We start from the raw sequence: 24,368 nt of genomic DNA on the forward strand, positions 1-24,368 counted from the left end.
GCCGGCCGGGCCGCTCAGCGGACCGGGCCGCGGTCCCGGTCCGGCGCGTGGCGCAGCGGTGCCGCGTTCGCCTGGACGAGGGTGGAGGCGGTGTGGGTCGCCGGGCCCAGGACGACGGCCGCGGCGGCGCACAGGGCCGTCCAGGAGCCGCGCAGGGCGTTCATCCAGGCGGGTCTCGGACGGTGGATGTCACGGTCGGTGCTCATCGGACCCCCTCCGGTCGGCCGTGGTGCGGTACGGCGGGGCGGCGGGCCCCGGGTCGGCGGCCCCGCCGTCCTCCCGCGGCGCGCCCCGCCCCTGGAGGCGGGCCGCGCGCTCCCGGATCTCCGGGAGGCGGGCGTGCAGGGCGGCGCCCGGGCAACTGGTCATGTAGCCGTCGCTGTGGCCCGCCACGGCGGGCAGCACGGCGACGGTGCCCGCCGCGTACCGGCTGCCGCCGTTGCTGGAGACCAGCCGGACGTCGGCGCGCGGATCGGTTCCGGACGTGCCGAGCTTCCAGGCGGCCAGCGCGGCGATCGCGTGCAGCATCTCGGGTGACACGGAGACGCCCTCGGTGAAGGTGCCGAGCGCGGCGATGCCCGTGGTGCGGTGGTTGAAGCCCTGGGTGTGGGCGCCGGTGACGGGGCGGTCGACGCCGCCCGCGCGGCCCTCGTAGACGGTGCCGCAGCGGTCGACGACGAAGTTGTAGCCGAGGTCGTCCCAGTCGCGGCCGCGGGTCTGGCCCTCGTACAGGTGCCGGATGATGCCGGGCGCGTCGGCGCAGTCGTAGCCGTTGGGCGAGTCGGTGTGGTGGACGAAGACGGCGACGACCTCGTCGTCGTAGCGCGAGGGCGGCTGCTCGCGGGCGGCGTCGCCGAGCCAGGCCGAGCGCGGCACGACCGGCGGCCGGGGTGCGGTGTGGGCGGGCGGCGTGGTGCGCGCGACGGTGCCGGCGGTGGACTCGGCGGCGTGCTCGACACCATGGGCGCACAGCACCAGGGCGACGGCCGCGGCGAGGCCCGGCAGACAGCCGAGCGGCACCGCGACGGCCCTGGGCAGTCCCGGAGTGCGGGACCCGCCTCCGGGTAGCCGGGAGGGACGGCGCACCCGCGCCCCCCTCGGTCTTCTGGGGACACGCATGGTCCCACTGTGTGCGCGCACCGCCCCGTCCGCGATATGTGGTGTGCCACCCGGTGGAACCATCGTCCGGGTGCGCCGCGTTTTCCCTGGTGCACGCGCGCGTGGCCGTTCTCCGGCGGCCGTCCGCGCGCGTGGCTGATCACCGGGCCCCCTCCCCCACGTATGAGGGGGCCCGAGAGAAAGGCGGCGTGCGTGGACCTGCTCGACATCCTGCTGTTGCTGGTCGTCCTGGCCTACGCGGCGTCCGGTTACCGGCGCGGACTGCTGGCGGGCTGTGTGTCGCTGGCCGGTTTCGTGGGCGGCGCGGTCGTCGGCGTGTGGCTCCTGCCCTGGGTGATGGACCTGGTGACGCCGGGGACGACCCGGGCGACGGTGGCGGCCGTGTTCACGGTGCTGCTGCCGGCGGTGGTGGGCCACGAGCTGGCGGGGAGGCTGGCGCTCAGGCTGCGGCGCGAGCTGGACCGGGGGCCGCTGCGGGTGGCGGACGGGATCGGCGGGGCGCTGGCCAACTCGGTGGCCGTGCTGATCGTGGCGTGGGTGGCCGCGAGCGTGCTGGGCGCCTCCTCCTCCCCGCTGGTCACCTCGGCGATCCGGGACTCGCGGCTGCTCGGCGCGGTGCAGGACGTGATGCCGCAGACCACTCCGCAATGGTTCTCGCGGGCCACCTCGGCGCTGACGGAGGCGGGTTTCCCGCAGGTCTTCAACCCGTTCGAGAACGAGTCGACCGCCGAGGTCGCCGAGCCCTCCGGCGACAGCGTCACGGCGGCCGCGACCCGGGCCGCCCAGCGCAGCACGGTGAAGGTGGAGGGCGTCGCGGGCCTCCAGGGCCGCGAGGGCAGCGGCTTCGTGTACGCACGCGAGCGCGTGATGACCAACGCCCACGTGGTGGCCGGGATCGACGAGCCGACGGTGCGGGTCGGCGGGGTCGGGCGGGCGTACGAGGCGCGGGTGGTGCTGTTCGACCCGCAGAAGGACGTGGCCGTGCTGTACGTGCCCGACCTGCGGGCGCCGGTGCTGCGGTTCGACGACGAGGCCGGGCGCGGCGACTCGGCGGTCGTCGCGGGCTATCCGCAGGACGGCGACCTGAACCTGCAGGCGGCCACGGTGGCGAGCCGGGTGCAGGCCCGGGGGCAGAACATCTACAACGACCGGACGGTCGTCCGGGAGATCTACTCGATCCGCTCGACCGTCCGCCCCGGCAACTCCGGCGGGCCGCTGCTGACCACCGACGGCCGGGTGTACGGCGTGGTGTTCGCCCGTTCCACCTCGGACGCCGAGACCGGCTACGTGCTGACGGCGGACGAGGTGGCGGCCGACGCCGCGCGCGCGGCGAACGCGACGGCGCCGGTGGACACCGGGGACCTGGTCACCTCGTAGGGCGGTCGTCCCGTGGGGCGCCGCCGGGGTCGGCCCCGAGCAGGGAACGCCCCATCAGGACGTCGTCGACGTACGCCCCGTCGAGGTGGAACTCCTCCGGCTGCACGCCCTCCACGACGAAGCCCTCGGACGCGTACAGCGCGCGGGCGGGGGTGTTGTGGCCGAGGACGCGCAGGGTGAGGCGGCGGGCGCCCCGTCGGCGGGCCTCCGCCACGGCGGCCCGCACCAGGGCCCGGCCGACGCCCCTGCCGCGCGCCTCCTCGGCGACGGCGAGGCCGTGGATCTGCCGGACGTGCGCGTTGGAGGCGAGCCGTGTGGGGAAGCCGAGCCGGACGTAGCCGACGGGGCGGCCCTCGTGCTCGGCGACGAGGTGGTCGTCCGGCCCGCAGTGCTCGCGGAAGAAGGGGTCGTGCGGCCCCGGCGGCGGTGTGACCGCGTGCAGGGGGGACCAGGTCGCGCGGTCGAGGCGGGCCAGTTCCGCCTCGTCGTCGGGGCGGGCGGTGCGTATGAAGGGCTCGGGCATGGGCGTCACTGTACGTCCGGCGGGCCGCGTGGCCGACCGTGATTCACGGGTGGCCGGGGGCAGGATGGGCCCCATGGAACGTTCCCGAATCGCGGTGGCCGGCGCGTCCGGCCTCATCGGTGGCGCGCTGGTCCGGTCCCTGACCTCCGACGGGCACGAGGTCCGCCGTCTGGTGCGGCGTGCGCCCCGGGCGGCGGACGAGGTCCGGTGGGACCCGGAGCGGGGGTCCGTGGACGCCGCCGGGCTCGCCGGGTGCGACGCCGTGGTCAACCTCGCGGGGGCCGGGGTGGGCGACCGGCGCTGGACGGCGCAGTACAAGGAGCTGATCCGCACCAGTCGGGTGCGGGGCACGGCCGCGCTCGCCGGGGCCGTCGCGGAGCTGGCCGAGGACGTGCGGCCCCGGGTGTTCGTGAACGGCAGCGCGATCGGCTACTACGGCGACACCGGTGACCGGGCGGTCGACGAGAGCGCGCCGCCCGGGGAGGGCTTCCTGCCGTCCCTGTGCGTGGAGTGGGAGGCCGCCGCGGCACCGGCGCGGGAGGCGGGCGTGCGGACGGTGTTCGCGCGGACCGGGCTGGTGGTGGCCCGCGGGGGCGGCGCGTGGGGCAGGCTCTTCCCGCTGTTCCGGGCCGGGTTGGGCGGGCGGCTGGGCGACGGGCGCCAGTACTGGTCGTTCATCGCGCTGCACGACGAGGTGGCCGCGCTGCGCCACCTGCTGGACACCGACGGGCTGTCCGGGCCGTTCAACCTGACCGCCCCGCACCCGCTGACCAACCGTGAGATCACGGAGGCGATGGCCCGGGTGCTGCGCCGGCCGACGGTGTTCGCGGTGCCCGCGCCCGTACTGCGGGCGGTGCTCGGCGAGATGGCCGGGGACGTGCTGGGCAGTGCCCGGGTGCTGCCGGCCCGTCTGCTGGAGTCCGGCTTCCGGTTCGCCTTCCCGGAGATCGAGGGGGCGGTCAGGGCGGCCCTGTGAGCGCGTACGAGCGCGCACGAGCACGTGCGACCGCGGTCCGTACGGAACCGACCCCTCTGCGACCGCACCGTGCCCGTCCGGCGTGCCCGTGCGACCGCCGTGCGCCCGTGCTCTGTCGATGCGCGACTGACCGCGACCGATCACGGCCTTAGCCTCGAGCCGAACTCGGGTATTCCTGGGGCCTGTTGAGGGCATGACGTTTCCAGCGCCCGCGCAACCTCGAGGAGGGGCACGTGCTTGAGCCCACGTACCAGGCGGACGTCGTCGTCGTGGGAGCCGGGGTCGCCGGACTCTCCGCGGCGCGACGACTGACCAGCGCAGGAGTCACCACCATGGTCCTGGAGGCCGCCCCCGAGGTGGGCGGCCGCATGACGACCGAGAAGGTCGACGGCTTCCGGCTCGACCGGACCGGGCCGTTGCTGTCCACCGCGTATCCCGAACTACGCCTGGCCCCGGGCCTCGACGGGCTCGTCCTGCGTCCCTTCGCGCCCGGCGTCCTGCTGCACAGCGACGGACGGCACCACCGCGCGGGCGTGCCGTCCGGCACGTGGGGCGGGAGTGCCCGAGGCGCGCGGGGCGCACTCCACGCGGTGCGCGCTCTGGCGAGCGCCCCACGGCCGGCTCCCGGTCCGCGGCGGCCGGTGGCCGTGCCCGGGCGGCAGGTGTCCGTACCGCGCAGCCGCACCGGCGCCCCGCTGGGCACGGCGGTCGACCAGGCGCGGCTGGGCGCCGCGTTCACGAAGCTGGCGGACACGCCCGTGGAACGGCTGCTGGCCCGGCCCGAGCTGCCCGTCGCCGAGGCGCTGGTGGCCCGGGGCCTGCCCGCCCGCACCATCGACGGCTTCCTGCGTCCGCTGCTCGCCGCCCTGCTGTGCGACCCGGAGCTCACCACCTCCAGCCGGTGCGCGGACCTCGCGCTGCGGGCCTTCGCGCGCGGGCGGCTGTGCCTGCCGGAGGGCGGCGCCGAGGCGCTGCCGGAGCGGCTGGCCCGGACGCTGCCGCCGGGCACGGTGCACACGGGGGTGCGGGTCACCGCCGTGTCGACGACCTCGGTGACCACCGCCGAGCACGGCGAGTTCCGCTGCCGCGCGGTGCTGATCGCCACCGGCGCGCGGTCCGCCGCCGAGCTGCTGCCCGGTCTGCGCGTACCGGGCTTCCACCCGGTGACGGTGGTGCACCACACGGCCGACGAGCCGCCGGCGACCGGCACCTCGCTGCTGCTCGACGCCGACCGGGGCGGCCCGGTCGCCCACACGGCGGTGATCGGCCGGGTCGATCCGTCGAGGGCGCCGGCCGGCCGCACGCTGGTGTCCTCGACGGTCCTGGGCCCGCCCCCGGCCCAGGTGGACACGGCCGTCCGCATGCATCTGGCCCGGCTGTACGGGACGTCGACCGCCCGCTGGGAGACGCTCGCCGTGCACCACACCGCCGAGGCGGTGCCCGCCATGCGGCCCCCGCACGATCTGCGCCGTCCGGTGCGGCTGCTGGCGGGCCTGTACGTGTGCGGCGACCACCGGGACGCCGGCACGGTCCAGGGCGCCCTGCACTCGGCCCACCGCGCCTCGGCCGCGATCCTCGCGGACCTGGGCGCGGACCGCCCCCTGCACACGGCGGACCCCCTGCCCACGGCACGGGCGGCCTGACCGCGGACGCCCCCACCACGGGCGGCCCGGCCACGGGCGGCCGTACGCCCGCCGCGGCCCCGCCGGCCGGATCCTCTCCGGCCCGGCGGTCGGCGGCGGGCCGCGCACCGCGCGGGCGGGTCAGCCGTAGGCCGCGACCCGGTCGCGGTAGGCGCGCACGGCGGCCGCGTCGCGGTAGGGCTCCAGTCGGCGCTCGAAGTCCCGGACGTACTCCACCGCCCGCACCGAGCGCATCTCCGTCGCCTGCCCGGCCGCCTCGGCGGCGAGCTGGCAGGCCTGGTCGAGTTCGCCGAGGCCCAGGCGGGCGGTGGCCAGGACCACCCGGCACAGCAGACGGTTGCGGGCGTGACCCGGGGCGCGCAGTTGCAGGGAGCGCTCCGCGTGCTGGGCGGCGGCGCGGAACTGCTGGAGGTCCCGGTGGCAGTGGCCGAACTCGTCGGCGAGCTGCGCCTCGTCGAAGCAGCGCGCCCAGTGCGGCGCCTCGTCGCCGGTCCGGGCGCCCTCCAGCGCGCGTTCGGCGCGCACCAGCGCGGCGGTGCAGGCCCGCACCTCGCCGAGCACCGCGTGCCCGCGCGCCTCGGCGGCGTGCAGCAGGGCCTGGACCACGGGCGGCGCGGAGCCCCCCGCGCCCTGCTGGGCGACCCGCGCGAGCTGGACGGCCTCCCGCCCGTGGGCGAGGTAGACGGCCTGCCGGCTCATGGTGACGAGCACGTACGCGCCGTAGGCCCGGTCCCCGGCCGCCTGCGCGAGCCGGAGCGCCTGCACGAAGTAGCGCTGGGCGAGTCCGTGCGCGGCGATGTCGTACGACGTCCAGCCGGCCAGCCGGGTCAGCTCGGCGGCGGCCGCGAACAGGCGCCGGCCGGTCTGCTCGCCGTAGGTGCCGCGCAGCATCGGCTCGCACTCGTGCTCCAGGTAGCGCACCAGGGCCTGGCGGGCGTGGCCGCCGCCGTAGGCGTCGTCGAGGGTGCGGAACAGCTCGCCGACCGAGCGCAGCGCGGCGATGTCGCCGCCGGTGACCCGCTGGCCGGGGCCGCGTTCGGCCGTGCCGCGCCGGCGGGCGGCGGAGTCGGACGGGCCCGGGGGGCGGAGGGCGGGCGGGCGGCCCTGGGCGGGGACGCGCACCGGCTGCTCGGCCCGGGCCACCTTCTCGTCCGCGCGACCGATGAGCCAGTCCCGGCTGGGGACGACGAGTCCGGCGGAGGTGAAGGCGATCTTGCGCAGTTCGGCGTGGCTCCCGGAGTCCTTGCGCCACAGCCCGCTGACGATGTCGACGGCCTCCTCGGGAGTGGCGGCGAACTCCAGGCCCGCGTACACGGGGGCGCAGGCGTCCAGGCCGAGGTCCTGTGCGGTCAGGCGCCGGCCGAGACGCCGGGTGAAGACCTCGGCGATGAGCGCCGGGGTGGTGCCCCGCGGCTGTTGTCCGCGCAGCCAGCGGGTGACGGACGTCTTGTCGTATCTCAGGTCGAGCCCGTGTTCGAGACCGAGCTGGTCCACGCGACGGGCGAGTCCCGCGTTGGAGAACCCCGCTTCTGCGATGAGCGCGGCGAGCTGTCGGTTGGGGGTGCGCTGCGCGGGTCGTTCCGTCATCTGTGGTGCGGTCTCCTGCCTTCCGGTCAGCGATGCGCCCGGATTGCTGTGAGCGGTCCTCACGGCCTCATGGTCGGCGCGAATGTAGCGGAGAGTGAGCAGTCGATCGCACTTCTCGATACACATTCATCCGATCGTGTGAGGAATGATCCGAAAGCTGACGGGTAGGAACCGTCGCCGCCCCGCTCCGGCACCCCCGTCGGCCGCTCCTCCCGGACCGGTCGTACGGTCGTACAGTGGCGTGGGTGCGTTGTGTGCCTGACGACTTCCAGGGAGGCACTTGCCGTGAGTGAGTTGCGGTTCGTCCGGATGGGCTTCGGGACCGAGGCCGTGGACTACCGGGTGGCCTGGGACGAGCAGCGCCGGGTGCACGCGGCGCGGTTCGCCGACGAGATCCCCGACACCGTGCTCCTCCTGGAGCACCCCCCGGTCTACACCGCCGGCCGGCGCACCGAGGACGGCGAGCGGCCCCTGGACGGCACCCCGGTCATCGACGTGGACCGCGGCGGGAAGATCACCTGGCACGGCCCCGGCCAGCTCGTGGGCTACCCGATCCAGAAGCTGCCCCGACCGGTGGACGTGGTCGCGCACGTCCGGCGCCTGGAGGAGGCGCTGCTGCGCACCTGTGCGGAGTTCGGCCTGGAGACCACCCGGATCGAGGGCCGCAGCGGGGTGTGGGTGCTGGGCGACCCGGTCGAACGGCGCCCGGCGCTCGGCGGCCTCTCCCTGGACTTCGACCCCCGGCTGCACGACGAGGAGTTCGACCCCCGGCTCAACGGCCCGGAGTACGCGCCCTCCAACGCCGGCCAGCGCCGCGAGGACCGCAAGATCGCCGCGATCGGCATCCGCGTGGCCAAGGGCGTCACCATGCACGGCTTCTCGCTGAACGTGAACCCCGACAACCAGTGGTTCGACCGGATCATCCCGTGCGGCATCCGCGACGCGGGCGTCACCTCGCTGGCGCACGAGCTGGGCCGCGACATCACCGTCGACGAGGTGCTGCCGGTCGTGGAGCGGCACCTGCGGGACATCCTGGAGAACGCGGAGCTCAAGCCGCGGGAGATCGAGCGGGCGACCGCCTGACCGACGGGAAGGAAACCCGTCGGTCGGAGGTCGGCCCTCGGGGCAGGCCCCACAAACACGGGCGTACCCTGGTGTACGCCGAAGAATCGAAGCTAGGGAGCCGACGTGTCCGCAGTCGCACCCGACGGACGCAAGTTGCTGCGCCTGGAGGTCCGCAACAGTCAGACCCCCATCGAGCGCAAGCCCGAGTGGATCAAGACCCGGGCGAAAATGGGTCCCGAGTACTCCAAGATGCAGAGCCTCGTCAAGAGCGAGGGCCTGCACACGGTCTGCCAGGAAGCCGGCTGTCCGAACATCTACGAGTGCTGGGAGGACCGCGAGGCGACCTTCCTCATCGGCGGCGACCAGTGCACCCGGCGCTGCGACTTCTGCCAGATCGACACCGGCCGCCCCGAGGCCCTCGACCGCGACGAGCCGCGCCGCGTGGGCGAGTCCGTGGTCACCATGGACCTGAACTACGCCACCATCACCGGCGTCGCCCGCGACGACCTGGAGGACGGCGGCGCCTGGCTGTACGCCGAGACCGTGCGCCAGATCCACACGCAGACCGCGGACCGCGAGGACGGCCGCACCAAGGTCGAGCTGCTCGCCCCCGACTTCAACGCGGTCCCCGAACAGCTCGAGGAGGTCTTCTCCTCGCGCCCCGAGGTCTTCGCGCACAACGTCGAGACGGTGCCGAGGATCTTCAAGCGGATCCGCCCCGGCTTCCGTTACGACCGCTCCCTGAAGGTCATCACCGCCGCCCGGGACTACGGCCTGGTCACCAAGTCGAACCTGATCCTCGGCATGGGCGAGACCCGCGAGGAGGTCGGCGAGGCGCTGCGGCAGCTGCACGACGCCGGCTGCGAGCTGGTCACCATCACGCAGTACCTGCGCCCCTCGGTGCGCCACCACCCCGTCGAGCGCTGGGTGAAGCCGGCCGAGTTCGTGGAGCTGAAGGAGGAGGCCGAGCAGATCGGCTTCTCCGGCGTGATGTCCGGCCCGCTGGTCCGCTCCTCGTACCGCGCCGGCCGCCTGTACCGGATGGCGGTCGAGAAGCGGGGCGCGTACGTGGCCTCCCAGGCCGTCTGACGCGGTGTCACCGGTCGCGCCCCGCACCGGGCGGCACGGCGTGTGAAGTCACGCACAAGGAGCTACCCGCCGGTCACGGCCGAGAGCACGCGGCCCCGACCGTCCTCGCAGATGAGGGCGGCACTCGGGGCCGCTTCGGCGTTCCGGACCGGCCCACCGGGGCTTCATCCCTGTTTGACCGGTCGGTCACGCCCTGGTAACACCAATCAGTGACCCTGGAATCACACCACGTACCCGTACCCGGAGTACCGAAGGGGACCTCCGCCATGCAGGCCGCTCCCGTCCGCGCCACCGCCATCCCGTCCTTCACCACCGCACTGCGCGCCGTCGAGGCGCTCCTCATGAGCGGCGGCCAGCGCACCGCCCGCCGCAACGCCTGGACGTCGGTGCTGGAGGACCGCCGCCGGGCCAGGGACCGGGTCGAGGCGCAGCGCGTCCTCGAGCAGACGCCCCCGGTCCCGCCCCTGACCGTCCGTCCCTGACCGTCCGTCCCTCCCGCCCGCGCGCTCCTCGGGCACTGCCGTCGTCGGCGCTCCCGGGGGCACGTAGACTTCGTGGCATGGCGAGGAAGGAAACCGCAGCGGACGCTGCGAACCCCGGGCGACTGAAGCAGATCGCCCTGACCTACAAGATGACCCGCAAGGCCGACAAGAAGATCGGCCTTGTACTCGCGGCTGTCGGAATCGTCACCTTCGGTGTCTTCCTCGCGATCGGTTTCTTGATCGGCCACCCCATCTATCTCGGCATCCTGGGCTTCCTGCTCGCCTTCCTCGCGACGGCGATCGTGTTCGGGCGCCGGGCCGAGCGAGCGGCCTTCGGGCAGATGGAGGGACAGCCGGGCGCCGCCGCGGCGGTGCTCGACAACATCGGCCGGGGCTGGACGACCACCCCCGCGGTGGCCATGAACCGCAACCAGGACGTGGTGCACCGCGCGGTCGGCAAGGCCGGCATCGTGCTGGTCGCCGAGGGCAACCCGAACCGGGTGAAGAGCCTGCTCGCCGCCGAGAAGAAGCGGATGAACCGCATCGTCGCGGACGTCCCGGTGCACGACCTGATCGTGGGCACCGGCGAGGGCCGGGTCGAGCTGAAGAAGCTGCGCACCACCATGCTCAAGCTGCCCCGCGTCCTCAACGGCCCGCAGGTCACCGCGACCAACGACCGGCTGCGCGCCCTGGGCGACCTGATGAGCAACATGCCGCTGCCCAAGGGCCCGATGCCCAAGGGCATGAAGCTGCCGAAGGGCGGCCCGAGGGGCCGCTGAGCCACCGTGTGCCACGGCATGCGTCGAGGGGGCGCCCGGAGTGATCCGGGCGCCCCCTCGACGCATGCCGTGGCGGTGGAGGTCAGATCCGCACCTCGACCGTGCGGGCGAGCCGGTCGTGCAGGCCGCGGCCGTCGCGGTCCCAGATCAGGGCGGGGAGGGCGAGGCAGAGCAGGGCCGAGCGCAGCAGGCCCCGGCCCGGATGGACCTGCCCGGTGTCGAGGGCGACCACGCGCAGGCCGAACAGCCGCTTGCCGGGGGTGAAGCCGACCGTCCCGACGGTGAGGACGCTCATCACGAAGAACACCAGCAGCGCCCAGTTGCCCGTCGCCTGTCCGTAGCCGTCGGTGATGAGACCGTATGCGATCAGCATGCACAGGGACCAGTCCACGGCGAGGGCCCCGAGCCTGCGGCCCGGCCGGGCGATCGAGCCCGGTCCCTCCTCCGGCAGTCCCAGCTGCTCGCCCCGGTAGCCGAACTCGGCACCGGCGTCCTCCATGGCCGCGCGCGGCCCGGACAGCCATGATCCGATTGCTTGCCTGTTGTCCACCCGTCCACGGTACTGCGCCCGGATATGACCGGAGGACGGAGGGGTACCCGGGGCTACCGTGGAAAGACGTCGGTTAACGCGTGCGAAACAAACGGGTCACGCCCGAGAAATGACCCGTCCCTAGGGTCGAGTGCAACGTGTGCCACCCGCACTGGCCGCACGAACGATCTACCACCCCGGCGGGACGGTCGGGAGTAGGAGGAGCTGGATGTTCCAGAACGCCGACGAGGCCAAGAAGTTCATCGCGGACGAGGACGTCAAGTTCGTCGATGTCCGCTTCTGCGACCTCCCGGGTGTGATGCAGCACTTCACCGTGCCTGCCGACACGTTCGACCCGGCCGAGGAGCTGGCCTTCGACGGATCCTCGATCCGTGGTTTCCAGGCCATCCACGAGTCCGACATGGCGCTGCTCCCGGACCTGTCGACCGCCCGCGTCGACCCGTTCCGCCGTGACAAGACGCTGAACATCAACTTCTTCATCCACGACCCGATCACGGGTGAGCAGTACTCCCGCGACCCGCGCAACGTGGCCAAGAAGGCCGAGACCTACCTCGCCTCCACCGGCATCGCGGACACCGCGTTCTTCGGCCCCGAGGCCGAGTTCTACGTCTTCGACAGCGTGCGCTTCAAGACCTCCGAGAACGAGTCCTTCTACCACATCGACTCCGAGGCGGGCGCCTGGAACACCGGGGCGCTGGAGGACAACCGCGGTTACAAGGTCCGCTACAAGGGCGGCTACTTCCCGGTCCCGCCGGTCGACCACTTCGCCGACCTGCGCGCCGAGATCTCCCTGGAGCTGGACCGGGCCGGCCTGAAGGTCGAGCGCCAGCACCACGAGGTGGGCACCGCCGGCCAGGCCGAGATCAACTACAAGTTCAACACCCTGCTCGCGGCCGCCGACGACCTGCAGCTCTTCAAGTACATCGTGAAGAACGTCGCCTGGCGCAACGGCAAGACCGCGACCTTCATGCCGAAGCCGATCTTCGGTGACAACGGTTCGGGCATGCACGTCCACCAGTCGCTGTGGGCGGGCGGCGAGCCGCTCTTCTACGACGAGCAGGGCTACGCCGGCCTGTCGGACATGGCCCGCTACTACATCGGCGGCATCCTCAGGCACGCCCCGTCGCTGCTGGCCTTCACCAACCCGACGGTGAACTCCTACCACCGCCTGGTGCCGGGCTTCGAGGCCCCGGTGAACCTGGTGTACTCGCAGCGCAACCGCTCCGCCGCGATGCGCATCCCGATCACCGGGTCGAACCCGAAGGCCAAGCGCGTCGAGTTCCGCGCCCCGGACGCCTCCGGCAACCCGTACCTGGCCTTCTCGGCCCTGCTCCTGGCCGGCCTGGACGGCATCAAGAACAAGATCGAGCCGGCCGAGCCGATCGACAAGGACCTCTACGAGCTGGCGCCCGAGGAGCACGCCAACGTCGCGCAGGTCCCGACCTCCCTCGGCGCCGTGCTGGACCACCTCGAGGCCGACCACGAGTTCCTCCTCCAGGGCGACGTGTTCACGCCGGACCTGATCGAGACGTGGATCGACTACAAGCGCGCGAACGAGATCGCCCCGCTGCAGCTGCGTCCGCACCCGCACGAGTTCGAGCTCTACTTCGACGTGTGACGGACACCGGGCCTCCCGGCCCGGGGCTTCCCTTCCGGGGGCCCGCCGCCCTTCACGGGGCGGCGGGCCCTCGTCGCGTTCAGGAACGGGACGGTCCGTCGGACGTGCCCTCGGGGAACGGTGCGCCCGGCGCCGGTGCGGGCGGCGCCCGTCGTCGCCGACGCTTCCCCGTACGGTCGCCGTGCGCCCCTGTGCCCCGCCCGTCCTCGCTCGCCCGGGAACCGTCCCGTCCCCGGAGGCGTCCCCGGTACCGTCCCGCCGCCCAACCTGCCTCGCTCCAGCAGTGGTTGCCGACGCGCCCGGTCGGCGCTTCACAGAGGGGGGCCGGTGGGAGGATCCTGGTTCCAGACGGATGTTCGAGAGGGGAAACGGGGATGACCGAGAAGGACGGCGGGCGCGGCAGGGACGAGCAGGACGACGCCGAGCAGCGCGAGTTCGACCTGCGGTGGGCCGACGGCGCGGAGTACAAGGAGCCGTCCGCCCGCGCCCGGATGCTCGCCGCGCGTTGGAAGGACAACCCGCCCGGACCGGTCCCGTTCCGCCCCGACCCGGAGCACACGCGGTCGTCCGGCCGGTCGTCCTGGGTGTCGACGGCCGTGGTGCTCGGTTGCGTGGTGGCGGTGATCCTGTTCCTCGGGTACATCGACTTCCGCCCGCACTGATTCACCCGCACCAAATCGTGCGACCGCCCGCTCCACCGGTTCCTGCGATCGCCGGGACGGCAGGTCGACGGAGGGCGGGCAGGCACGGACGACGACATCCGGAGCGGGAGGACGGCGTGGGAGGCCGGGGTGCGCGGTCGACGCGGCTCCGGCGGTGACGCGGAGACGGTGCGGCGCCGGGCGCCCCGCGGTTTCGGGGGCGTCCGGCGCCGCGGCGCGGCTCAGCGGTTGTAGCGCATGAACGCCCGCACCATGTGGCACGTGGTGTCCGACGGCGGGTGCACGCCGATCAGCTCCGCCGTCCTCCGGATCGTCTCGTTGCGCGCCTGGGCGGGCAGGTAGACGCCGGAGTCCAGCAGGGCGATGGCGAGCCGCATCGCCTTGAGCCGGCGGTTGTGCGTGAGGTACCACTCCCGCGGGCGGCCCGCGGGCAGCGGTCGCTTCTCGACCGGCGCGCAGGGCGTCTCCAGCGGGACGGGACGCTTCGCGGTGGACTGGGTGGGCAGGGGCTTCGGCTTGAGGGCGGCAGCGGGCACGGACATCCTCCTGTCGCGTCAGGGCGGCCCCCGGGATCCACGACGACCCCGGCGACTCCCTCGAACACTGCTTCCAGTTTACCGCCCGGCACTGACATCCGGAGGTGTGCGGAGCCGAGCAAACGCCCAGGTGAGCAAGGGAATTACCAGCGCGTCACCCCAGGTTCGGGAGGGGTGCGTGAGGCGGTGGAAATTCGAACAGAGGCGGTGCGGCAGGCACCCCCTCCGCACCGGGGCGGCCCGTTTCGCGCAGGACATGACGGGTGCGGTTCCCCGCGGTCGACGCCGTCGGGCGAGCCGCTCCGGCACCCCGGGCCGCCAGGGCTTCCGAGCGTGCGGGGGCACAGGTGACGGAGGGGGTGCGCCGCCACGGCGTACCGTGTGCGGTATGGAGATCTGGATCAACCCGGCCTGTTCCAAGTGCCGCAGCGCCCTCGGTCTGCTCGACGCCGAGGGCGCCGACTACACCGTCCGCCGCTACCTGGAGGACGTGCCGAGCGAGGACGAGATCCGCGAGGTGCTGGACCGTCTCGGCCTGGAGCCGTGGGACATCACCCGTACCCAGGAGGCCGCCGCGAAGGAGCTCGGGCTCAAGGAGTGGGCACGGGACGCCGGTACCCGGGACCGCTGGATCACGGCGCTCGCCGAGCACCCCAAGCTGATCCAACGTCCGATCATCACCGCGGACGACGGCACGGCGGTCGTGGCCCGCACGGAGGAGGCGGTACGGGAGGCCCTGTCCCGTTAGCCCCCCGCCAGTCGCCCGTTCCCTCGCCCGCCCGTTCGCCCGTTCACCCTTCTCGTCCGCGTGGCGGGATGCGGGACGGCCCTGCTGTTACCCTCCGCCGCCATGACCTTCGACGATCATGACAGCCGCGGACCGCGGTCCACGGCCGGCGGCGCGGCGGCGGTCGCACTGCTCGGGGCGATCGCGGTCGGCACGGTGCTGTACACGAACGGGGACGGCGGCGGGGAGCGGACCGCGCCGCCACCGGTCTCCCCCTCCCCTTCTCCCTTCCCCTCCCCCACCCCCGCCACCTCCACCGCGGCCAAGTCGGCGCCCTCCGGCACCGCCTCCCTGTCCGCCGGCGCCCCGGACGCCCTCCCCTCCCCGCTCGTGCGGCCCGCGGTCCGGCCGGAGCAGGCGTTCCCGGAGAAGCACGTGCGCCTGAAGGACGGTTCCCGGTACCAGCGGGTCGGCCTGGCGACCACCACCGACTGCGCCGGAGGCCTGTCCGCGGAGTCGGCGGCGCTCGTCGACCGGGGCGAGGGCTGTGCACGGCTGACCTCGGCGCTGTTCACGGACGTCGAGCGGCGCTCCCGGACGACCGTCACCGTGGCGAGCTTCCGGCGGGCCGAGGACGCCTCGGCGGTGTTCGCGAGGGTCTCGACGGATCCGGTGGCCCACCGGGTCGTCCCGCTCGTTCCGCAGCCGGAGACGGGACTGCCGGCCGTGCCGCCGGGGTCGGAGGGATCGGCGGGGTCGGCGGGGCTCTTCGCGCAGCTGATGACCGTGCGGTCCGTGGTCTTCGCCCACGGGCAGTGGACGGACGGCGCCGGGCCGGAGGAGGCCGCGCTCGCGCGGCGGACGCAGGGGCTGCTCCGGTACGTCCACGATCACGTGAGGGCGTACGAACAGGGCGGGCACGGCTGACACACGGCAGCTCAACTGCTCTGTGACGCAGGTTACTTCGACCATTCGGCCCAACCGCTGAGTAACCCCGTTCGGCATCTCGTACATAGCGGCGTACGCTCCCCTACCTCTTCAGGAGGCGCGCATGTCGCGCAGGAGAACTCTCGGCCCCAAGAAGAAGATCGCTCTGCTGGTGAGCGCCGCGACGGTGGCGGGAGGCGGTGCCTTCGTCATGGCGAACACCTCGAACGCCGCGCCGACGCCCACCACCAAGTCGGCGGCGGACTCGACCGTCTGCCAGGGGCTCGCCACCGCACTCGGCAACAACCAGAAGTTCATCGCGGACCAGCGGGCCAATCCCGACGCCCAGTCCGAGGCACGGATCGCCAACCGCGAGGCGGTCGTCGAGGAGATCAAGCGCAAGCAGGAGGCGTCCGGGTGCACGGTGGGGGAGTCGGCTCAGGGCTCCCAGGCCGCGCAGCCCCAGCAGCCCGCCCCCTCGCAGCCCGCCCAGGGCGAACAGGCCGGCGGCGGCGACGCCGCGCAGGACCCCGGCGGCGGGGGCGCGGCGGCCTCCGGTGAGCAGGTGTGCAACGGGTCCACCGTCACCCTCTCCGGTGAGGCCGGCGCGCCGGCCGCGTCCAGCAACCAGTTCCCGGCCGGCACGAAGCTGAAGGTCACCAACCTGGACAACAACAAGTCCACGACGGTGGAAGTCACCTCGGTGTCCGGCAGCTGCGTCCTGCTCAACGACGCGGCCTTCGAACAGGTCCGGGAGCCCGGCAAGTTCCTGATCCGCCGGGCCGTGATCGAGAAGGTGGGGTGACGCCCGGGTCCTCGGGCTCGACAGGTTCGTCAGGGATTCCGGGGCGGCGGCCCGGTCCGGCGGGCGGGGCGTGCGACGAGCGGGCCCCGGCTCCGGCCGCCGCCCGGGAGGGGCCCGCCGCTCCCGGACGGGAGCGGCGGGCCCCTCCGCATACACCCACGCGCACGATCACGCCGTGGAGTGGAACAGGGCGACATCAGGTAACACGAGGTTCACATCCGGGCAATGGTCGGGAAATCGCCCGTTGACAGGCTGCCTGTCGACGAGAACGGCGCCCCGGTGCCGCGGCAACACCCACACCGGCGCCCAGACCCACCCCGAAGGATGTGGACCGTGAGCTTCAAGGCCGAGTACATCTGGATCGACGGCACCGCACCGACCGCCAAGCTGCGCTCCAAGACGAAGGTCCTCACGTCCTCCCGGGAAGCGGCCGAGGGCGCCGAACTGCCGATCTGGGGCTTCGACGGGTCCTCCACCAACCAGGCCGAGGGCCACGCCTCGGACTGCGTGCTCAAGCCGGTCTTCGTCTGTCCCGACCCGGTCCGCGGCGGTGACGACGTCCTGGTGCTGTGCGAGGTCCTCAACACGGACATGACGCCGCACGCCTCCAACACCCGTGCCGCGCTGGCCGAGGTCGCCGAGAAGTTCGCCGCCCAGGAGCCGGTCTTCGGCATCGAGCAGGAGTACACCTTCTTCCGGGAGGGTCACCCCCTCGGCTTCCCCAAGGGCGGCTTCCCGGCCCCGCAGGGCGGCTACTACTGCGGTGTCGGCTCCGACGAGATCTTCGGCCGTGACGTCGTCGAGGCGCACCTGGACAACTGCCTGAAGGCGGGTCTGGGCATCTCCGGCATCAACGCCGAGGTCATGCCGGGCCAGTGGGAGTTCCAGGTCGGTCCGCTGCCGCCGCTGGAGGTCGCCGACCAGCTGTGGGTGGCCCGCTGGCTGCTCTACCGCACCGCCGAGGACTTCGACGTCGCCGCCACCCTGGACCCGAAGCCGGTCAAGGGCGACTGGAACGGCGCCGGCGCGCACACCAACTTCTCCACCAGGGCGATGCGCGAGTCCTACGACGCGGTCATCACCGCCTGCGAGGCGCTGGGCGAGGGCTCCAAGCCGCTCGACCACGTCAAGAACTACGGCGCCGGCATCGACGACCGCCTCACCGGCCTGCACGAGACCGCCCCGTGGGACACGTACTCCTACGGCGTCTCCGACCGGGGCGCCTCGGTCCGTATCCCGTGGCAGGTCGAGAAGGACGGCAAGGGGTACATCGAGGACCGCCGTCCGAACGCCAACGTCGACCCGTACGTGGTGACCCGTCTGCTGGTCGACACCTGCTGCGCCGCCCTGGAGAAGGCCGGCCAGGTCTGATCGTCCGGTCGGCCGTCCCGCGGTCGCGCGGGACGGCCGACCGCCGTCGGGGCGGGTCTCCCCCCTCGCGCCGTCCGGCCGCCGCGCCGTGGGTGCGGTGTCCGCACCGTGGGCGCGGGCTCCTGCCGGCCGCCGGGGTCTGCTTCAATGGGGGCATGGTCGGCATCCAGAAGTACCCCGTGACGGGTCGCCATGACCTCGAGCCCTTCTGGCCCTCCCGTCAGCACCACGACTTCGACCGGGTGTGTTGTCGCGCGACGAACGCGCCGGCTCTCTGACGCCGTACCTCCCGGCCTTCCGCCGGCGCGAACCGCGTACGTCCCTCGACGACCCCTTCGCGCGAAAGAGCTGACCTCTCATGGCGACCACCCGTTCCCTGTCCTCCGCCCCCTCCGCCCCGCTCGCCGCCCCCGCGCCCGAGCGTCCCCGGTACCGGCTGCGTGCCGTCGACCGGGACGACGTGGCCACCGTCGCGGACCTGCTGCCGCCGGGGGCCACCTGGCTGCCCGCGCCGCAGCACAGCCTGCCCGCCCTGCCCGGCCGTCCCCCGATGGTCGGCTACCTCGTGCTGGTCCCGGCCGACCAGCAGCCGCCGTTCCCGGTGGCGGCTCCGGAGCCGGCCGGGTCCGCCGGCGCCGGGCCCGACGACGACCCGCTGATCCGCGTCGACACCGACCGGCGCACCGCCGAGGTGGACGGGCGGCAACTGGACCTCACCTACCTGGAGTTCGAACTGCTGGCCCATCTCGTGGCGCACCCGGGCCGGGTGCACACCCGCGAGCACCTGGTCGGCACGGTGTGGGGCTACGGCCATGTGGGCGACGGCCGCACCGTCGACGTCCACATCGCCCGGCTCCGCCGCAAGCTGGGCCCGCGGTACCGGGACACCATCCGCACGGTGCGCCGGGTCGGCTACAAGTACCTGCCGCCGACCGGGCGCTGAGGCCGGCGGCCGTCTGCCGTCAGCAGATTCCCGTTCCCCCGCACCACCGGAGCGGGCAGAGTCACCGGCATGAGACTTCTGATGCTGGGTGGTACGGATTTCGCGGGCCGGGCCGTCGTCGAGGCGGCCCTCGGCCGGGACTGGGACGTGACCGTCTTCCACCGGGGGCGGCACGAGGCACCGCCGGGCGCGCGGACGCTGCGGGGCGACCGCACCGCGCCCGACGGCCTGGCCGCGCTCGACGAGGACCCCGGGGAGTGGGACGTCGTCGTCGACACCTGGTCGGACGCCCCGCGCGCGGTGCGGGACTCGGCGCGGCTGCTGCGGGGCCGCGCCGGACGGTACGTGTACGTGTCGAGCTGCTCGGTGTACGCGTGGGCCCCGCCCGCCGGGTACACCGAGCAAGCTCCCCTGGTGGAGGGCGCCTCGGCCGACGCCGACCGCACGGAGTACGCGCGGGACAAGCGGGGCGGGGAGCTCGCGGTCCTCGGTTCCTTCGGCGCGGACCGGTCGGTGCTGGTGCGGGCCGGGCTGATCCTCGGACCGTACGAGAACGTGGGCCGGCTGCCCTGGTGGCTGACCCGGATGGCGCGCGGCGGCCCGGTGCTCGCCCCGGGGCCGCGTGACCTGCCGCTCCAGTACGTCGACGCCCGCGACCTCGCCGAGTGGATCCTCGACGCGGCCGGGCAGGAGCTGAGCGGGCCGTACAACCTGATGTCCCCGCAGGGGCACACCACCATGGGCGGGTTGCTGGAGGCGTGCGCCGAGGTGACCGGTGGCACGGCCGAGCTGCGGTGGACCGATCCGGAGGTGGTCCTCGAGGCGGGCATCGAGCCGTGGACGGAGCTGCCGGTGTGGGTGCCGCCGGGCAGCGACCTGTACGGCGCGGTGCACAGCGCGGACGTCTCCCGGGCGGTCGCGGCCGGTCTGCGCTGCCGTCCGGTCGGTGAGACCGTGGCCGACACCTGGCGCTGGCTTCGGGACATCGGCGGCACCGCGCCCCAGCGCCCGGACCGGACGCTCAAGGGGCTGGACCCGGAGGTGGAGGCGAAGGTGCTGGCGCGCGCCGGTGGCACCGCGGACACCGGGAGCGCCGGAGGGGTGTAGGTGGCACCACCTCCCGGCCGGGGGGCTCGGCCCAGTGACCCGTCCCCCGCGCTCGGCCAGACTTGCGCCATGACCATCGACACGAAGAGCGGTGACGGGCGGACCGGGGGGCGGGGCGTCGCGCTCGCCGCGCTGCGGGGGCTGGCGCTGGCCCTGGTGGGACTGCCGGGATCGGTGCTGTGCCTCTCGCTGGCCCTGCTCTCCCTCGGGCTGATCCCGATCGGGGCCGGCATCGTCACCACCCCGTACGTGCTGGCGTGGGTGCGGACGTACGCGAACCGGCGGCGGGTGCTGGCGGCCGAGTGGGGCGGGGTGCGGATCCCGCCCGCGTACCGGCCGCTGCCCCAAGGCGCCAACCCGTGGACGCGCACCTTCGGGATGCTGGGCGACCCGGCGACCTGGCGGGACCTGAGGTGGCTGGTGGTCGACATGACCGCGGGCTTCGTCACCGCGCTGCTGCCGGCGATGCTGCTGCTCTACCCGCTGCAGGGGTTCGCGCTGGCGCTCGGGCTGTGGCGGGTGATGGGCGACGGGTACTGGTACGGCTTCGTGCCCGTCGACGACCAGACGTCCGCGCTCGGCGCGGGGGTGCTCGCCCTCGTCCTGCTGTTCTTCGCGCACTTCTTCGCCCGGCGCCTGCTGGACGCCCACTTCCGGCTCACCCGGGCCGTCCTCGGCTCGAACCAGGCCGAACTGGCCGAGCGGGTACGGGTGCTGACCGAGACGCGGCGGGACGCGGTGGACACCTCCGCGGCCGAACTGCGGCGCATCGAGCGGGACCTGCACGACGGGGCGCAGGCCCGGCTGGTCGCGGTGGGCATGGACCTGGGCACCATCGAGGCGCTGCTCGACAAGGACCCGGCGAAGGCGAAGGAGCTGATCGCCCGGACCCGCCGGTCCTCCGTGGAGGCCCTGTCGGAGCTGCGCGAGCTGGTGCGCGGCATCCATCCGCCGGTGCTGGCCGAGCGCGGGCTGGGCGACGCGGTGCGGGCGCTGGCGCTGCGGCTGCCGGTGGCCACCGAGGTGAACGTGGAGCTGCCCGGGCGGGCGGACGCCCCCGTGGAGTCGGCCGCGTACTTCGCCGTGAGCGAGGTGCTCGCCAACGCGGTCAAGCACTCCGGCGCCGACCGCGTCTGGGTCGACGTGCACCACGCGGACGGGCACCTGCGGGTGACCGTCACCGACAACGGCAGGGGCGGCGCGGTGGTCGGGGCCGGCTCGGGACTGGCCGGGGTCGAGCGGCGGCTGGGTACATTCGACGGCGTCCTGGCCGTCAGCAGCCCCGCGGGCGGTCCCACCATGGTCACCATGGAGATCCCTTGCGCGTCGTCCTAGCCGAAGACCTGTTCCTGCTGCGCGACGGACTCGTCCGGCTCCTCCAAGCGCACGACTTCGAGATCGCCGCGGCCGTGGAGTCCGGGCCCGAACTGGCCCGGGCCCTGGCCGAACTGGAGCCGGACGTCGCCGTCGTCGACGTGCGCCTGCCGCCGACGCACACCGACGAGGGGCTGCAGTGCGCGCTGCACGCCCGCCGCGAGCGCCCCGGGCTGCCGGTGCTGGTGCTCTCGCAGCACGTGGAGCAGTTGTACGCACGGGAGTTGCTGGCCGACGGCAGCGGCGGCGTGGGGTACCTGCTGAAGGACCGGGTGTTCGACGCGGAGCAGTTCGTGGACGCCGTGCGGCGGGTGGCGGCGGGCGGTACGGCGATGGACCCGCAGGTGATCCAGCAGTTGCTGGCGCGGCGGTCGGGCGACGACCGGCCGCTGGCGCGGCTGACGCCCCGGGAGCGGGAGGTGCTGGAGCTGATGGCGCAGGGGCGGTCCAACACGGCGATCGCGGCCAGGCTGGTGGTGACGGAACGGGCGATCGCGAAGCACACCGCGAACATCTTCGCCAAACTGGGGCTGGAGGTCTCGGACGACGACAACCGGCGCGTGCTGGCGGTTCTCGCGTATCTCGACCACGGCCGGTGAAACCGGACCCGGCCGTGCACCTCGTGTGGGGGATCAGCAACTCCCGGTATGGCAGGGGCTGTTGAAACCACCGCGCCGCACGAATTTCTCATCGATTTCCGGGACGGGTGAACACCCGCGGGACGGCTCCCGTACTCAAGGGAGCCGCTTCACTCCTGTCGGGCCGCTCGATGCCCCGCAATGGGATGCCCCGCAAGGAAGTCAGAGGAGTTCCATGGGACGCAACACAAGAAAACGCCGTATGCCGCTGGCCACCAAGGCCATAGCCGGGGTGGCGGCCCTAGCGCTCGGTGGGGGCGGGCTGGTCTGGGCGAACTTCTACGCTTCGGCGCACGAGGAGAACTCGCCCGACAACCGGACGAAGTCGAACGCGGCACGGCAGATCGCCACGATCGACTGCCCGGACGTCGGCCAGCAGCTCTCCGACGTACCGGAGCGGGCCCGCGGTGAGGTCGACGGTGAGCTGGCCTCGATGGACCAGCAGATCACCGACGCCTACCAGCGCCTGGTCACCACGCGCCAGGCGCAGGCCGGGGACGCGCAGTACGTGCAGAACGCCATCCTGGGCCCGCTCAAGGACCGGCGCAAGGTGCTGATCGACCGGATCAAGCTGGAGATCGACCGGGCGGGCGGCAAGGCCCCCGGGAACCTGGACGAACTCGCCCCCTGCTCCGGCCGCCCCGCCGACCAGCCGCAGCCGACCGACGGCCAGAACGGCGACGGCCAGAACGGTGACGGCCAAGGTCAGGACAACGGCCAGGGACAAGGCGACGGGCAGGGTCAGGACAACGGCCAGGGCGACGGCCAGGGCCAGGGCGAGGGACAGACCCCGAACGACAACGGCAACGGTGCCGCGGGGCCGTTCGCCGAGGACTTCATCGACATCAACGACGTCCCGCCGAACGCGCGCGACCTCCCGAACGGTCTGGCCGCCAACGGCAGGTCCGGCTCCCGGGGCAGCTTCACCACGAAGTGCGGTGTCAACGAGAACAAGCTGTACAACAGCGACAACATCATCGTGGCCCCCGGTGTCGCGAACGGCGCGCACCACATGCACGACTACGTCGGCAACCAGAGCAACAGCTCGCTCTCCAGCGACGACGACCTGGTCGTCGCCGAGACCAGCTGCCAGAACCAGGGTGACAAGTCCTCGTACTTCTGGCCGGTGCTGCGCGTGCAGGACGGCACCCAGGAGTTCGACGCGGCCGACCAGGGCGGCGGCGCCGAGGGCAACGTCGGCAGGATCCTGCAGGCCGAGGAGGCCCAGCTCCGGTTCGTCGGCAACAAGCGGAGCAAGGTCGTCGCGATCCCGAAGCTCATGCGGATCATCACCGGTGACGCCAAGGCGTTCACCAACGGTCTGAAGAACGCCAACACCTCGTACAGCTGCACCGGCTTCGAGGACCGGCAGTCCACGGACAAGTACGTGCTGTGCCCCGAGGGCAGCCGGCTCGTGCGCACGTCCAACTTCCAGAGCTGCTGGGACGGCCAGAACACCGACAGCGCCAACCACCGTGACCACGTGGCGTTCGTCCAGGCGGACGGCAGCTGCCCGAACGGCTTCAAGGCCATCCCGCAGCTCCAGGTCCGCCTGGTGTACGACGTTCCCACCCCGACCATCGAGAACGGTCAGGTGAAGAACCCGTACGCCGTGGACAGCTTCCCGGAGCAGCTGCACAAGCCGATCACCGACCACAACGACTTCATCAACGTCATGGACGAGAGCCTGATGAACAAGGTGGTCAGGTGCATCAACCAGGGCAAGAAGTGTACGTAGTCCCCCCGGTCGCCCACTGAGGGGAGGAGGGCCGGTGGCGGGATTCCCGCCACCGGCCCTCCTCCTCTCGTGTGCCCGGCGTGCCGGGTGCGCCTGTTCAGCCTCCGTGTCCGGCGTGGCCGGACGCGTGCGCACCGCCGCCGTGGTCCATGCCGCCGTGGTCGATGCCCTCCTCCACGTCGCCGCCGAGCCGGCCGCGCAGGTCGTCGAGCACGTTCTCCTCACCGACGGCGACCCACTTGCGGCCGACGAGGTAGAGACCGCCGTAGTCCTTGGCCATGTCGATCCACTCGCGCTGGCCCCGGTCGGTGGCGAAGGTGGCGAGGATGTACTTCTCCTCGCCCTTCTCGCAGATGGCCTGGCGGATGGTGTCGGCGTCGGTCTGCATGTCCGGCTCGCACTGCACCTCGGCGGCCAGGTGCTCCAGGCTGCCGGTCGCGGTGGCCGGCACCGCGTCGTCCTTCTCCCCGCCGCCGGACCCGCAGCCCGCCAGCGCCAGTGCCACCACCGCGCCGGTCAGCGCGAGCATCGGTCGGGTCACCCTCATCTGTTCCTCCGGTCCTCGACGGCGACGTGCCGCACGGAGCCCCGGCACGGGGCCCTCTCGCCCTCGATACGGCCGCCGCGCCCGAAGCGCTCAATGCTCGGTGCGGTGAGGACCCGGCGGGTTCGCCGCGCCGCCGGGGAGTGACGGTGCGCCGTCAAGTAACCATCCGTCGATTCGCTCGTTCA

25 protein-coding genes are annotated in these 24,368 nt (G+C 73.2%); 18 read left to right on the forward strand and 7 right to left on the reverse strand.

The features are described 5' to 3' along the window. Positions 1–14: 14 nt before the first annotated feature. Together CP969_RS12010 and CP969_RS12015 are read right to left on the reverse strand one after the other, a co-directional pair. A complete protein-coding gene (locus CP969_RS12010; protein ID WP_016826612.1) occupies positions 15–206 on the reverse strand; it encodes a hypothetical protein in 192 nt (63 codons plus the stop codon). Continuing rightward, positions 190–1,020, reverse strand: a complete 831-nt coding sequence (locus CP969_RS12015; RefSeq protein ID WP_016826611.1) for a peptidoglycan recognition protein family protein — start codon at positions 1,018–1,020, stop codon at positions 190–192. The genes CP969_RS12010 and CP969_RS12015 overlap by 17 nt, the downstream gene beginning before the upstream one ends. A gap of 291 nt (positions 1,021–1,311) precedes the next feature. On the opposite strand from CP969_RS12015, the gene CP969_RS12020 reads away from it, so the two are divergent. Continuing rightward, entirely contained in the window at positions 1,312–2,496 is a 1,185-nt protein-coding gene (locus CP969_RS12020) for a MarP family serine protease (RefSeq protein ID WP_016826610.1), read from the forward strand. Here CP969_RS12020 and CP969_RS12025 read toward each other — a convergent pair. Beyond that, complete coding sequence (locus CP969_RS12025) at positions 2,486–3,019, reverse strand: GNAT family N-acetyltransferase (protein ID WP_016826609.1); 534 nt, start codon at positions 3,017–3,019, stop codon at positions 2,486–2,488. The two genes, CP969_RS12020 and CP969_RS12025, sit on opposite strands and share 11 nt — an antisense overlap. A 73-nt stretch (positions 3,020–3,092) precedes the next feature. On the opposite strand from CP969_RS12025, the gene CP969_RS12030 reads away from it, so the two are divergent. Both CP969_RS12030 and CP969_RS12035 read left to right on the forward strand, forming a co-directional pair. Next, positions 3,093–3,995, forward strand: coding sequence for a TIGR01777 family oxidoreductase (locus CP969_RS12030; RefSeq protein ID WP_016826608.1), 903 nt, complete (start codon positions 3,093–3,095; stop codon positions 3,993–3,995). A gap of 233 nt (positions 3,996–4,228) precedes the next feature. After that, positions 4,229–5,638, forward strand: coding sequence for an NAD(P)/FAD-dependent oxidoreductase (locus tag CP969_RS12035; protein ID WP_016826607.1), 1,410 nt, complete (start codon positions 4,229–4,231; stop codon positions 5,636–5,638). A gap of 120 nt (positions 5,639–5,758) precedes the next feature. Here the strand turns inward: CP969_RS12035 and CP969_RS12040 are convergent, their stop codons facing one another. Continuing rightward, positions 5,759–7,225 carry a hypothetical protein gene (locus CP969_RS12040; RefSeq protein WP_004989011.1) on the reverse strand — a complete coding sequence of 489 codons (1,467 nt, stop codon included), beginning with the start codon at positions 7,223–7,225 and terminating at the stop codon, positions 5,759–5,761. Positions 7,226–7,510: 285 nt separating this feature from the next. Between CP969_RS12040 and lipB the strand changes: the two genes are divergently transcribed. The 4 genes from lipB to CP969_RS12060 all read left to right on the forward strand — a co-directional run bounded on the left by lipB (position 7,511) and on the right by CP969_RS12060 (position 10,640). Next, positions 7,511–8,308, forward strand: a complete 798-nt coding sequence (gene lipB / locus CP969_RS12045; RefSeq protein WP_004989010.1) for a lipoyl(octanoyl) transferase LipB — start codon at positions 7,511–7,513, stop codon at positions 8,306–8,308. 105 nt (positions 8,309–8,413) lie between these two features. Then, on the forward strand, positions 8,414–9,379 hold the full coding sequence (lipA, locus tag CP969_RS12050) for a lipoyl synthase (protein ID WP_004989007.1): 966 nt from the start codon (positions 8,414–8,416) through the stop codon (positions 9,377–9,379). Positions 9,380–9,645: 266 nt separating this feature from the next. Then, a complete protein-coding gene (locus CP969_RS12055; protein ID WP_004989006.1) occupies positions 9,646–9,861 on the forward strand; it encodes an SCO2195 family GlnR-regulated protein in 216 nt (71 codons plus the stop codon). 77 nt (positions 9,862–9,938) lie between these two features. Beyond that, the gene (locus tag CP969_RS12060) at positions 9,939–10,640 is read left to right on the forward strand and encodes a DUF4191 domain-containing protein (protein WP_004989004.1); all 702 of its coding nucleotides are present in this window, start codon (positions 9,939–9,941) and stop codon (positions 10,638–10,640) included. Between the two features lie 82 nt (positions 10,641–10,722). Here CP969_RS12060 and CP969_RS12065 read toward each other — a convergent pair whose 3' ends face one another. Further along, positions 10,723–11,190 (reverse strand): RDD family protein, encoded by a 468-nt coding sequence (locus CP969_RS12065; protein WP_004989002.1) that lies wholly within the window; start codon positions 11,188–11,190, stop codon positions 10,723–10,725. Positions 11,191–11,398: 208 nt separating this feature from the next. Here CP969_RS12065 and glnA point away from each other — a divergent pair, with 208 nt between their 5' ends. Together glnA and CP969_RS12075 are read left to right on the forward strand one after the other, a co-directional pair. After that, positions 11,399–12,808, forward strand: a complete 1,410-nt coding sequence (glnA, locus tag CP969_RS12070; protein WP_016826604.1) for a type I glutamate--ammonia ligase — start codon at positions 11,399–11,401, stop codon at positions 12,806–12,808. A 374-nt stretch (positions 12,809–13,182) separates the two neighbouring features. Then, positions 13,183–13,470: an SCO2583/SCO2584 N-terminal domain-containing protein gene (locus CP969_RS12075; protein ID WP_004988998.1), complete on the forward strand. Its 288-nt coding sequence runs from the start codon at positions 13,183–13,185 to the stop codon at positions 13,468–13,470. A 221-nt stretch (positions 13,471–13,691) separates the two neighbouring features. On the opposite strand, the gene CP969_RS12080 is transcribed toward CP969_RS12075, so the two are convergent. Further along, positions 13,692–14,006, reverse strand: coding sequence for a hypothetical protein (locus tag CP969_RS12080; RefSeq protein WP_004988994.1), 315 nt, complete (start codon positions 14,004–14,006; stop codon positions 13,692–13,694). 388 nt (positions 14,007–14,394) lie between these two features. On the opposite strand from CP969_RS12080, the gene CP969_RS12085 reads away from it, so the two are divergent. The 9 genes from CP969_RS12085 (at position 14,395) to CP969_RS12130 (ending at position 23,636) form a co-directional block, all read left to right on the forward strand. Beyond that, positions 14,395–14,754 (forward strand): arsenate reductase family protein, encoded by a 360-nt coding sequence (locus CP969_RS12085; RefSeq protein WP_016826602.1) that lies wholly within the window; start codon positions 14,395–14,397, stop codon positions 14,752–14,754. A 102-nt stretch (positions 14,755–14,856) separates the two neighbouring features. Then, positions 14,857–15,660 carry a hypothetical protein gene (locus tag CP969_RS33200; protein ID WP_223887181.1) on the forward strand — a complete coding sequence of 268 codons (804 nt, stop codon included), beginning with the start codon at positions 14,857–14,859 and terminating at the stop codon, positions 15,658–15,660. Between the two features lie 124 nt (positions 15,661–15,784). Then, the gene (locus tag CP969_RS12100; RefSeq protein ID WP_016826601.1) at positions 15,785–16,465 is read left to right on the forward strand and encodes an RlpA-like double-psi beta-barrel domain-containing protein; all 681 of its coding nucleotides are present in this window, start codon (positions 15,785–15,787) and stop codon (positions 16,463–16,465) included. 333 nt (positions 16,466–16,798) lie between these two features. After that, positions 16,799–17,836, forward strand: coding sequence for a glutamine synthetase (glnII, locus tag CP969_RS12105; protein WP_016826600.1), 1,038 nt, complete (start codon positions 16,799–16,801; stop codon positions 17,834–17,836). A gap of 358 nt (positions 17,837–18,194) precedes the next feature. After that, positions 18,195–18,779, forward strand: a complete 585-nt coding sequence (locus CP969_RS12110) for a winged helix-turn-helix domain-containing protein (RefSeq protein WP_004988974.1) — start codon at positions 18,195–18,197, stop codon at positions 18,777–18,779. Between the two features lie 69 nt (positions 18,780–18,848). Further along, positions 18,849–19,886 carry an SDR family oxidoreductase gene (locus CP969_RS12115; RefSeq protein ID WP_004988973.1) on the forward strand — a complete coding sequence of 346 codons (1,038 nt, stop codon included), beginning with the start codon at positions 18,849–18,851 and terminating at the stop codon, positions 19,884–19,886. Between the two features lie 69 nt (positions 19,887–19,955). Further along, positions 19,956–21,221 (forward strand): sensor histidine kinase, encoded by a 1,266-nt coding sequence (locus tag CP969_RS12120; protein ID WP_016826598.1) that lies wholly within the window; start codon positions 19,956–19,958, stop codon positions 21,219–21,221. Beyond that, positions 21,206–21,859 carry a LuxR C-terminal-related transcriptional regulator gene (locus CP969_RS12125; protein WP_004988969.1) on the forward strand — a complete coding sequence of 218 codons (654 nt, stop codon included), beginning with the start codon at positions 21,206–21,208 and terminating at the stop codon, positions 21,857–21,859. The genes CP969_RS12120 and CP969_RS12125 overlap by 16 nt, the downstream gene beginning before the upstream one ends. A gap of 214 nt (positions 21,860–22,073) precedes the next feature. Beyond that, positions 22,074–23,636: a DUF1996 domain-containing protein gene (locus CP969_RS12130; RefSeq protein WP_026085250.1), complete on the forward strand. Its 1,563-nt coding sequence runs from the start codon at positions 22,074–22,076 to the stop codon at positions 23,634–23,636. Positions 23,637–23,733: 97 nt separating this feature from the next. Here CP969_RS12130 and CP969_RS12135 read toward each other — a convergent pair whose 3' ends face one another. Further along, entirely contained in the window at positions 23,734–24,183 is a 450-nt protein-coding gene (locus CP969_RS12135) for a hypothetical protein (protein ID WP_004988965.1), read from the reverse strand. Positions 24,184–24,368 lie beyond the last annotated feature (185 nt).

The organism is Streptomyces viridosporus T7A (assembly GCF_008704515.1).
In the GTDB taxonomy this organism is placed as follows: Bacteria; Actinomycetota; Actinomycetes; order Streptomycetales; family Streptomycetaceae; genus Streptomyces; species Streptomyces viridosporus.